Annotated in this window: 9 protein-coding genes; 4 read left to right on the plus strand and 5 right to left on the minus strand. The window is 71.8% G+C overall.

Annotation, left to right across the window (positions count from 1 at the left end):
• Window positions 1-62: 62 nt before the first annotated feature.
• Window positions 63-527 (plus strand): hypothetical protein, encoded by a 465-nt coding sequence (locus tag ACOJTC_RS06865; protein WP_420116208.1) that lies wholly within the window; start codon window positions 63-65, stop codon window positions 525-527.
• Between the two features lie 129 nt (window positions 528-656).
• Here ACOJTC_RS06865 and ACOJTC_RS06870 read toward each other — a convergent pair whose 3' ends face one another.
• The 5 genes from ACOJTC_RS06870 to ACOJTC_RS06890 form a co-directional block, all read right to left on the minus strand.
• Window positions 657-1397: a cellulose binding domain-containing protein gene (locus ACOJTC_RS06870; protein ID WP_420116209.1), complete on the minus strand. Its 741-nt coding sequence runs from the start codon at window positions 1395-1397 to the stop codon at window positions 657-659.
• A 368-nt stretch (window positions 1398-1765) separates the two neighbouring features.
• Window positions 1766-2752: a LacI family DNA-binding transcriptional regulator gene (locus ACOJTC_RS06875; protein WP_363793472.1), complete on the minus strand. Its 987-nt coding sequence runs from the start codon at window positions 2750-2752 to the stop codon at window positions 1766-1768.
• A 94-nt stretch (window positions 2753-2846) separates the two neighbouring features.
• Entirely contained in the window at window positions 2847-3686 is an 840-nt protein-coding gene (locus ACOJTC_RS06880; RefSeq protein WP_420116210.1) for a carbohydrate ABC transporter permease, read from the minus strand.
• A complete protein-coding gene (locus ACOJTC_RS06885; RefSeq protein WP_420116211.1) occupies window positions 3683-4681 on the minus strand; it encodes a carbohydrate ABC transporter permease in 999 nt (332 codons plus the stop codon). Before ACOJTC_RS06885 ends, ACOJTC_RS06880 begins: the two co-directional genes overlap by 4 nt.
• Before the next feature lie 55 nt (window positions 4682-4736).
• Window positions 4737-6029, minus strand: a complete 1293-nt coding sequence (locus tag ACOJTC_RS06890; RefSeq protein WP_204924433.1) for an extracellular solute-binding protein — start codon at window positions 6027-6029, stop codon at window positions 4737-4739.
• A gap of 244 nt (window positions 6030-6273) precedes the next feature.
• Between ACOJTC_RS06890 and ACOJTC_RS06895 the strand changes: the two genes are divergently transcribed.
• The 3 genes from ACOJTC_RS06895 (at window position 6274) to ACOJTC_RS06905 (ending at window position 10002) form a co-directional block, all read left to right on the plus strand.
• A complete protein-coding gene (locus tag ACOJTC_RS06895) occupies window positions 6274-7899 on the plus strand; it encodes a glycoside hydrolase family 43 protein (protein ID WP_377685671.1) in 1626 nt (541 codons plus the stop codon).
• A 304-nt stretch (window positions 7900-8203) separates the two neighbouring features.
• Window positions 8204-9397 carry an endo-1,4-beta-xylanase gene (locus tag ACOJTC_RS06900; RefSeq protein WP_420116212.1) on the plus strand — a complete coding sequence of 398 codons (1194 nt, stop codon included), beginning with the start codon at window positions 8204-8206 and terminating at the stop codon, window positions 9395-9397.
• An 8-nt stretch (window positions 9398-9405) separates the two neighbouring features.
• Window positions 9406-10002 carry a polysaccharide deacetylase family protein gene (locus ACOJTC_RS06905; protein WP_204924436.1) on the plus strand — a complete coding sequence of 199 codons (597 nt, stop codon included), beginning with the start codon at window positions 9406-9408 and terminating at the stop codon, window positions 10000-10002.
• Window positions 10003-10150: the final 148 nt, after the last annotated feature.

A 10150-nucleotide genomic window follows, 5' to 3' on the forward strand; every position in this document is an offset into this window, starting at 1 on the left:
GGGGGGGCGGGGGGGGGGCGCCGGCGGGGCGCCCCCCCCCCACCGGGCACTACCCTGGCGCGGTGCGATACGACGAGTGCGAAGCGGCCATCCGTGAGCTGGTCGACGCGGCCGACGAGGACGCCCTGCACGCCTTCGGGCTGGCGACGGTCACCCGCCTGCTGGAGGCCGACCTGATCGACGAGGCCGGCGCGGACGACCTGGACGAGGACGCCACCGCGGCGCTGACCGCCGCGCGGGAACGGATCGCCACGGCCGGCGCGGCCGAGCTGCGCGCCCATCTCGACCGCATCGACGAGGGCATCCTCGCCGACGGCGACATGGACCCCGGCCTGCTGATCGCCCTGTCGGCCCTCGAACACTGGACCAGTTACCTGGAGGAGCACCGACGCGGCGAGCTGCACGAACTCGCCCTGCGCTCCGTCGAGGAGGTCGACTACCGGGTCTCGGCCGCGCTCGACGACTTCCTGGCCACGCCGGAGATGGCCGCCGAGTACGCGCGGATCAGGCAGTCGCTGACCGTCTGACGGGTCGCCTGGCGGTGGGCCGGACCGACGGCGTGCCGCCACCCGGGTGGGCGGCGGCACGCCGGTGTGGGCCTCAGTGCCGTGCGGCGTGCCCGCGCGCCGGCACGGCCGTGGCCTGCCGGCCGACGGTCACCGGCCGCAGTTCAGCGTCAGCGGGCCCGGCGCGTTGGTCCAGACGAGCATGCCGAACGTCGTGCTGCCACCCGGGGCCAGCGTCCCGTTCCACGACGCGTTGCGCACCGTGACGTCGGGACCCGAGGTGCTGAGCACGCCGTTCCAGAGGGCCGAGATGCGCTCGTCGCCCAACCACCGCCAGGTGACCTGCCAGCCGTTGAGCGTCTCCTCAGCGGTGTTGCGCACGGTGACCGTGGCGGCGAACCCGCCGGTCCAGCGGTTGTCGACGGTGATCGTCGCCCGGCACGACGCCGACCCGGCCGGCAGCGTCCGGACCGGACCGTTGATGACGTACGGGTCGTGCTTCTCCCCGGCGCTGAACCGGTACCAGTAGTCGCTGTCCGGGGTCAGCCCGGTGACCGTGATCTCCCCCTGCCGTTCCGGGCCGGACACCGCCGAGGCCACCGGGTTCAGCCAGGCCGTCGCGTCCGCCTGGCTGGCGAAGAGGACCAGGGTCATCGGCGGGTTGTAGCCGCACGGCGGGGTCATGATCATCGAGTACCGGACGGTGATGCTCGTGGCGCTGGCCGACATGAACTGCCCGGAGACCGGCAGCGCCGGGGGGCCCGCGTAGGTGGGGGTGGGAAGGGGGGTGGCCGAGAGCGCCGGCTGGGCCTGGGCGCCGGTGAGTGTGCCGGCCCAACCGGCCAGGGTCAGGGTCGTGGTCGCCAGCACCACGCCGAGCGTGCGGAGCATCCGTACCTCCGAGAGGGTTGCGGGGGCACCGGCGGCCGGGACGGGCCTGGGGTGCCGGGCGGTGAGGGGTGGGCGATCTCTGCGCGACCGATGGCTGCCGTGGGCCGGATGGTGCCGGACGGGCCTGCCGACGGGCGGGGCGACCGGCCGGTGGTCACCGTCGCGGACTGCCCGGCGCGGGGTGGCGTGGCCGCCCCGCGTGTCCGACGGATCGGCGCACGAGTGGTCACGCTGGCTCCCGAGCGTGACGACGCCAGAACAGTCTGGCATTCGATGACTGTCGATGCAATGCCCGCCCGGCCGGCCTCCGTGCCAGCCGCACGGGCGCGGCGCGCCGCCGTCCGACCGATCGCCGAGGGCGGGTCGGATCAGCGGTTACGCGGTGCCGCGGCGCTGTCGCGGACGACCAGATCGGTGGCGAGTTCGATGCGCGGACTCTCGATCGTCTCGCCCCTCGCCAGCCGCAGCACGGTACGGGCGGCCAACATGCCCATCTCGGCCAGTGGTTGCCGGATCGTGGTCAGCGGCGGTGAGCACCAGCGGACCTCCGGCAGGTCGTCGAAGCCCACCACGCTGACGTCGTCAGGCACCCGCAGGCCGCGCTTGCGGACCGCCTCGTAGACGCCGAGCGCCATCTGGTCGCTGGAGGCGAAGATCGCGGTGGGCGGTTCGGGCAGGCCCAGCAGGTGCATCCCGGCGGTGTAGCCGGACTCGTGGTAGAAGTTGCCGGGCCGCACCAGCCGGTCGTCGACGGCGAGGCCGGCGGCGTCGAGCGCGGCCCGGTAGCCGTCCATCCGGGCCCGGCTGCACATCAGCTGCGGCGGGCCGGCGATGAAGCCGATCCGCCGGTGACCGAGGCCGAGCAGGTACTGGTTGGCGCGCAGGCTCCCCGCCCAGTTGGTGGCGCCGATGGTGGGGGCCTCCTGGGGGGCCACCCCGGCCGGGTCGACGATGACCACCGGCAGCCGCAGCCGGCGCAGCTCGGCCTGCAACGGTGGCTCCACCATCGAGGTCACGAAGATGACCCCCTCGGTGGAGCGGGTACGCATGTTGTCCAGCCACTGCTTGGCCGACGAGGTGCGCCGGTGGATGGCCGACACGACCGTGCCGGCCCCGCTGGCCTGCGCGACGTCCTCCACCCCACGGATGATCTCCACGGCCCACGGGCTGTCCAGGTCGTTGAAGACCAGGTCGATCAGGGCGGACTGGGTGCGTCGCGCCGCCGAGCGGGGACGGTAGCCGTGCCGGGTGAGCAACTCCTCCACCCGTTCCCGGGTCTGCGGGGCGACGTCGGACCGGCCGTTGATCACCCGGGAGACCGTGGGCACGGAGACGCCCGCCAACCGCGCGATCATCGCGATGGTGACGTTCCTGCCGTTCTCGGAGCCCACGGTCGCCCTTTCGGTCGGGGGAACTACGGTCGCAGAAGGCTATCGCAGCAGGTCGGGGTCACCCCTTGACGCTGCCGGAGAGCCCACCGATGAGCTGACGGTCGGCGATGGCGTAGAAGCCCAACGCCGGGATCATCGACAGCACGACGTAGGCGAGCACCTTCGCGGTGTCGTCGGAGTACTGCCCCTGGAACGCCTGGACCCCGAGGGGCAGGGTCCACCAGCTCTGGTCGGTGAACACCACCAGCGGCAGCATGAAGTTGTTCCAACTGCTCACCAGGGCCAGCACCGACACGGTGGCCAGGGCGGGCCGGGCCATCGGCAGCAGCACCCGCCAGAAGAACCCGAACGGGCCGCAACCGTCGAGGGTCGCCGCCTCCTCGACCTCGCCGGGAATGGTCCGGAAGAACTGCCGCAGGATGATGATGGTGATCGGCAGGCCGAAGGCGGCCTGGGGCAGGATCACCCCGAGCGGGTTGTCCAGCAGGCCCATCCCGCGCAGCAGGATGAACAGCGGCAGGATCGCCACCGCGAACGGGAACATCAGCCCGATAGCGAAGAGGGTGACCAGGAACTCCCGACCCCGGAAGGCGAAGCGGGCGAACACGAACGCGGCCATCGCCGCCGCGGCGACCACGACGAACGTGCTGGCCACGGCGATGAAGACGCTGTTGCCCACGTTGCGCCAGAACACCCCGGCGGTGAAGATCTCGACGTAGTTGCCCGGCACCCACGGGTCGGGCAGGCCGAGCGGATTGGTGGAGAGCTGCCCGTTGTCCTTGAACCCGCCGATCACCCCGAACCAGACCGGCACCACGATGAGCGCGCCGACGGCGATGGAGATGAGGTGCAGCAGGAGGCGGCGGGCCCGCTGGGCCGGGTTCGCCGGGCTGGTCATCGCTGGTCTCCTTGGACGGTGAGGGCGCCCTCGGTGTCGCGCCGCAGGACGATGCGCTGGTAGATGAGGGCGAAGACGAGGCTCAGCAGGAACATGATGATGCTGATCGCGCTGGCGTAGCCGACCTCGAAGCGGCGGAAGCCGAACTGGAACATCGTCACGGCCATGGTCTCCGAGGCGTGGATCGGGCCGCCGCCGGTGAGCACCCAGACCATGTCGAAGAGCTGGATGGTGCCGATGACCGACAGGAACACGCTGATCCGGATGGTCGGCCCGAGCAGCGGCAGGGTGACGAGCCGGAACGCCTGCCAGGCGTTGGCCCCGTCGGTGACCGCCGCCTCGTCGAGTTCCTTGGGGATGCTCTGCCGGGCGGCCAGGAAGAGGATCATGTAGAGGCCGAAGTACTTCCAGGAGACCACCAGGAAGACGGCGTACAGGACGGTGTCCGGGTCGGCGAAGACCGCCCCCGCGTCGGCCCCCAGGAACCGGGAGATCGCGTCACCGAACCCCCGGTTGGGCGAGAACACCAGGTTGAACAGGACCGCGGTGGTGACCTCGGAGAGCACGTACGGGGCGAAGAAGATCACCCGGTAGATCGCGCGTCCCCGTAGCGGCTGGTTGAGCAGCATCGCCAGACCCATCGCGACCGGCAGCTGGACAACCAGGGAGAGCACGATCAGCACGAGCCCGTGCCACAGGTCGCCCCGGAACACCGGGTCGCCGAAGGCCCTGGTGTAGTTGTCCAGCCCGATGAAGTTCTCGGGCAGCCCGAAGCCGTTCCACTTGTAGAGGCTGGCGTAGCCGGCCACCACGATGGGGGTCAGCACCAGCAGCAGGAACAGCAACAGGGACGGGGTCAGAAAGACGGCCAGGGCCCGGCGACGGCCCGGCCGGGGCCGGCGGCCGGTACGGCGTGCGCCGCCCGGCCCCGGCCCCGACGGTTCGGTCACTCGGCCGCCGGGTCCCGCATTCGACAGGATCGATGGCGTGGTCATGCCTGCTCCACTCAGTTCTCGCCGGCGGCTGGTGATCGGTGGGGGTGGGACGTCCCTACTGGGTCTTCGCCACCTGGGTGATGTCCTTGAGGATCTGCGCGGGTGACTTGCTGCCGGCGACCAGGGCGGCGACGCTGTCGTTGACCTGCTGGCCGACGGCCGGCGGGTACGCCTGGTCCAGGTAGAGCTGGAAGCCGGTGGCGGCGGCCAGCGTCTGCGCGACGACCTTGTTGTTCGGGTCGGCGACGGCATCGGTGGCTTCCTTGACCGTCGGCAGCACCGCGCCGGTCTTGGTGCTGCGACGCTGCACGTCGACGCTGAGCAGGGTCTTGAGGAAGTCCATGGTGGCCGGCGGGGCGTCCTTGCCGACGGCGAAGCCGTTGCCACCGCCGAAGACCTCGGTGGCCGAACCCTTGCCGCCGTCGACGGCCGGGAACGGGAAGAAGCCGAGCTTGTCGCCGAGCCCCTTCTTGCTGGTCGAGCTGGACGCCTGCACCGACGGCGCCCACTGCCCCATCAGCTCCAGCGCGGCGCCACCGTTGCCCATGGTGGCGGCCTGGCCGTCCGGGGAGCCGTACTCGGCGCCGAGGAAGCCCTTCTGGAACGGCTGGAGGTCGATCAGCTCCTTGAACCGCTCGCCGGCGGCCACGAAGTCCGGGGTCTCGAAGTTCTTGTCCTTGGCGGCCTGCTGGAGGGCGCCCAGCCCGCCGATGCGCATGGACAGGTAGGCCCAGTAGAAGTGGGCCGGCCACTTGTCCTTGCCGGCCAGCGCCACGGGGGTGACCCCGGCGGCCTTGAGCTTGCGGACCACGTCGAGCAGCTCGGCCCAGGTGGCCGGCGGCGCGGCGATCTGCGCCTTGGCGAAGAGGTCCTTGTTGTACCAGAAGCCGACCATGCCGATGTCGAACGGCACCCCGTAGATCTTGCCGTCCACGGTGTACGGCTCCAGCGACAGCGGCAGCAGGCCGTCCTTCCACGGGGCGATGGTCTCGGTGAGGTCCTTGACCAGGCCCGCGTCGACCTGCTGCTTGAGCACCCCGCCGCCCCAGGACTGGAACAGGTCCGGCGGGGAGCCGGCCTGGGTGGCGGTGGTCAGCTTGGCCTTGAACGCCTCGTTCTCCAGCGGCTGGATCTCGATCTTCACGTTGCTGTGCGCGCTCTGGTACTCCTTGGCCACCGCCGCCCAGACCGGCAGCATCGGCTCGGTGTTCTGGATGTGCCACCAGTTGATCGTCTGGGGCGCGTCCGGGTCGTCGGACGCGTCGTCGCTGCAGCCGCTGAGCAGGTAGGCGCCGGCGCCGGCGCCGACGAGGCCGAGCAGCGATCTGCGGGAGAGGTGCGCTGTCATGATCCATCCCTTCAGGGACTCACGAGGTGCTCGGGCGCCGGCCGGGCCGGCGGGTTTCGAAACGTGTATCTCCGGAACTTTCAGAGCGTCGCCGGTATTACCGATCGATGGCGGGCACGCTACGAGTTGTTTCCACGCGGGTCAAGCCCTCTGTCCTATCGCGGCGAAAACGGCTAGCGTGTGCAGGGCTTCACCGACTACGGCCCTGATTTCGAAAGTTTCGAGAGCTGCCCGAGGAGTGCACGTGTCGACCGACACCGCTGAAGTGGCGACCGCTGCCCGGTCGATCCGCAATCCCGTCCTCGCCGGGTTCCACCCGGATCCGTCGATCCTGCGAGTCGGCGACGACTACTACCTGGCCACCTCGACGTTCGAGTGGTACCCCGGGGTCCGCCTGCACCACTCGCGCGACCTGGTGCACTGGCGACCGCTCGGCGGGATCATCACCGACCGCCGCCTGCTCGACCTGCGCGGCTGCGGCGACTCCAACGGTGTGTGGGCACCCGACCTGACCTACCACGACGGGCAGTTCCACCTCGTCTACAGCGACGTGGCCAGCTTCGCCAGCGGCTACTGGGACCCGCAGAACTTCCTGATCACCGCGCCCGACATCACCGGCCCCTGGTCGGACCCGGTGAAGCTGCACGGGCGCGGCTTCGACGCCGCGCTGTTCCACGACGACGACGGCACCACCTGGCTGCTGGCCATGAGCGCCGACTGGCGGCCCGGCCGGGACCGCTTCGGCGGCATCGAGATCCAGCAGTACGACCGGGAGGCGCGCCGCCTGGTCGGCCGGCCCCGCATCCTGTTCACCGGCACCCCGGTCGGGGTCACCGAGGGCCCGCACCTCTACCGCCACGACGGCTGGTACTGGCTGATCACCGCGGAGGGCGGCACGAGTTGGGAGCACCAGGTCACCGTGGCCCGCTCCCGCGAACTGTTCGGACCGTACGAGGTGGACCCGGACGGCCCGCTGCTGACCTCGGTCGGCCGGCCCGACCTGCGGTTGCAGAAGGCCGGCCACGGCAGCCTGGTCCGCACCCCCGACGGCGGGTGGTACCTCGCCCACCTGGTCGGTCGCCCCTACTCCCCGCTGGGCAGCTGCGTGCTGGGCCGGGAGACCGCGATCCAGCGGGTCGAGTGGCCCGCGGGCGGCTGGCCCCGGATTCCCGGCGGGGTGCCCGCCGACGAGGTCGACGCCCCCGACCTGCCGGCGCACCCGTGGCCGGCGGAAGCCGACACGGACGACTTCGACGCCGACGAGCTGGGCACGGCGTGGTCGACGTTGCGCCGGCCGGCCGCCCCGGACTGGATCGACCTGCGGTCGCGCCCGTCGCACCTGCGGGTCCACGGTGGGCAGTCACCGGTGGGGCGGCAGGCCCCCAGCCTGGTCGCCCGCCGGGTCGGCGCGACCCGGTGCGCCCTGGAGACCGTCGTCGAGTTCGACCCGGTCGACCACCGTCAGCTCGCCGGGATCACCGCCTACTACAACACCCTGAACTGGCACCACCTCTACCTGACCCGCGCGGACGACGGCCGTACGGTGCTGGAGCTGCTCAGCTCCGACAACGGCCGGCGCACCGCCCACCCGGAGCTGACCGTGGACACCGGCGGCGTCACCCGGGTCGGCCTGCGCGCCGAGTTCGACGGGCCGGTGGTGCGCTTCGGCTACGACCTGGGCACCGGTTGGCAGCAGCTCCCGGTCGAGCTGGACGCGACCATCCTCTCCGACGAGCACGCCGCGCTGATCATCGACGGCGAGCCGGCCGCCTGGGGGTTCACCGGGGCGTTCCTCGGGCTCTGGGTGCAGGATCTCGGCGGCGACGGCGGGTACGCCGACTTCGACCGGGCCACCTACCGGGAGCACTGACCGGCACGGCACGACCGACCGCACCACGACCGGCTCCGGTGGGGCCGGTCGTGGTCGTGTCCGGGTCCCGGTCGGTGTCGAAACGTTGCGACGCGCGACCGGCGGCGTGACCAGGAGTTCCGGAAGTATCGATGGTTGACCGGCGGGGTCTGCGCTCGTAACGTTCCAGTCGACTTCCGGAAATCGATAGTTGACTATCGGTAGGTTTCGGTGTGGCCGTCGCCCGCACACATCGGTGGCCGCACCGCGCCCCGCCCACCTCGCCGCCGTCGACCCGTCGACGCGCCTCGGGAAAGGAACGCAGATGATGCTCAGACGGTGGATGGCCGCCGGGTTGGTCGCCGTCGCGACCGCCGGTGTGTTGAACGCCGTACCGGCCGCCGCCGAACGGCCGTACGACCCGACCGCGCAGAGCCTACGGGCCCTGGGCCAGCGCCACGGCCTGTACGTCGGCACCGCGGTCGACATGGCCGCCCTCGCCGACCCCGCCGAGCCCCGCTACCGGGAGATCGTGCGCGACGAGTTCTCCACCGTCACCGCCGAGAACGTGATGAAGTGGGAGTCCCTGGAGCCGACCCGGGGCACCTACGACTGGAAGGCCGCCGACGACCTCGTCGCCACCGCCCGGCGCAACGGCCAGAAGGTCCGGGGTCACGTGCTGGTGTGGCACAGCCAGCTGCCCAAGTGGCTCACCGACGGGGTGGCCGACGGCTCCATCGACAACACCGAGCTGCGGTCGATCCTGCGCAAGCACATCACCACCGTCGCCAGCCGCTACCGGGGCAAGATCTGGCAGTGGGACGTCGTCAACGAGGCCGTCAGCGACCCCTGGGACACCCCGTCCACCCTGCACTACAAGGGGTTCTGGGCCGAGCACCTCGGCCCCGGTTACGTGGCGGACGCGTTCCGCTGGGCGCGCGCCGCCGACCCGACCGCCCTGTTGTTCTACAACGACTACAACATCGAGGCGTTCGGCTCCGGCGACCCGGCCAACGACAAGACCCAGTTCGTCTACGACATGGTCAAGGGCCTGCTGGCCCGGGGCGTGCCGATCGACGGGGTCGGCAGCCAGGGGCACCTGGGCACCCAGTACGGCAACTACGACACCCTCCAGGTAGCCGACGCGCTGCACCGGTTCGCCGGGCTGGGACTGTCCACCGCGTTCACCGAGGTCGACGTGCGCAGCCGGCTGACCGACGGGGTGCAGGCCGGCGACTCGGAGGAGATCAACCCACGGCTCCAGGCGTCCGCGGCGAACTTCCACGTGCTGTTGCAGGCCTGCCTGGCCGAGCCGCGCTGCCTGTCGTTCACCGTCTGGGGCTTCACCGACCGGCACTCCTGGGTGCCCGGCACCTTCGACGACCCGCCGCAGGGCCTGGCCACCATCTACGACGAGAACTACCAGCCCAAGCGGGCGTACCAGGTGATGAAGGCCGACCTGATCTACGCCGGACCGCCGTACGTGCGGATGCGGGCGACGCCGAAGCCGCGCCGGTAGGCCGGCCGGTGGGCGCCGACATCCTCGACACGGCCCGGGGCGGCGGGCGGACGGTCAGCCTCACCTTCGACGACGGCCCGAACCCCGCCGACACCCTGCGCCTGCTCACCGTCCTGCGGCGGCACCGGATCGCGGCCGTGTTCCTCCTCTGCGGCGGGCAGGTCGAGGCCCACCCCGAGGTGGTGCGCAGGATCGTGGCCGACGGCCACCACCTGGGCAATCACAGCATGCACCACGACGACATGACCACCTGGTCGGCCGAGCGGATCGAGGCGGACCTGCGGGAGACCAACGAGGCCATCCGGCGGGCCGTGCCGTCGGCCCGGGTCCGGTACTTCCGGGCCCCCTACGGGGCCTGGGGGGCGACCCCGGCGGTGGCCGCCGCACTGGGCATGCGACCGCTCGGGTGGCGGCTGGCCGTCGGGGACTGGGAGCCGCCGGGCACCGACGAACTCGTCCGCCGGCTGCTCGACGGGGTCACCCCCGGCGCGGTGGTGCTGCTGCACGACGGCGGCGGGGACCGCAGCCAGAGCGTCGCGGCGGTCGACCGGGTCGCACCCGTGCTGCGCGCACGACGCTGGCGGTTCACCCTGCCGGCCGGTTGACCCGCTGCCGGCCCGCCCCGGCGGAGCGGGCCGGCAGACCGGCTACGGCCGGTGCGGGTGGTGGGTGGGGGGTCGGGGTGTGCCCCCCCCCCCCCCCCGCCGGGCGGGGGGGGGGGGGGGCGCCCCGCGCCGGCGGGGGGCGCGGCCC

The sequence above is a fragment of the Micromonospora sp. genome (assembly GCF_048594385.1).
Lineage (GTDB): Bacteria > Actinomycetota > Actinomycetes > Mycobacteriales > Micromonosporaceae > Micromonospora > Micromonospora wenchangensis.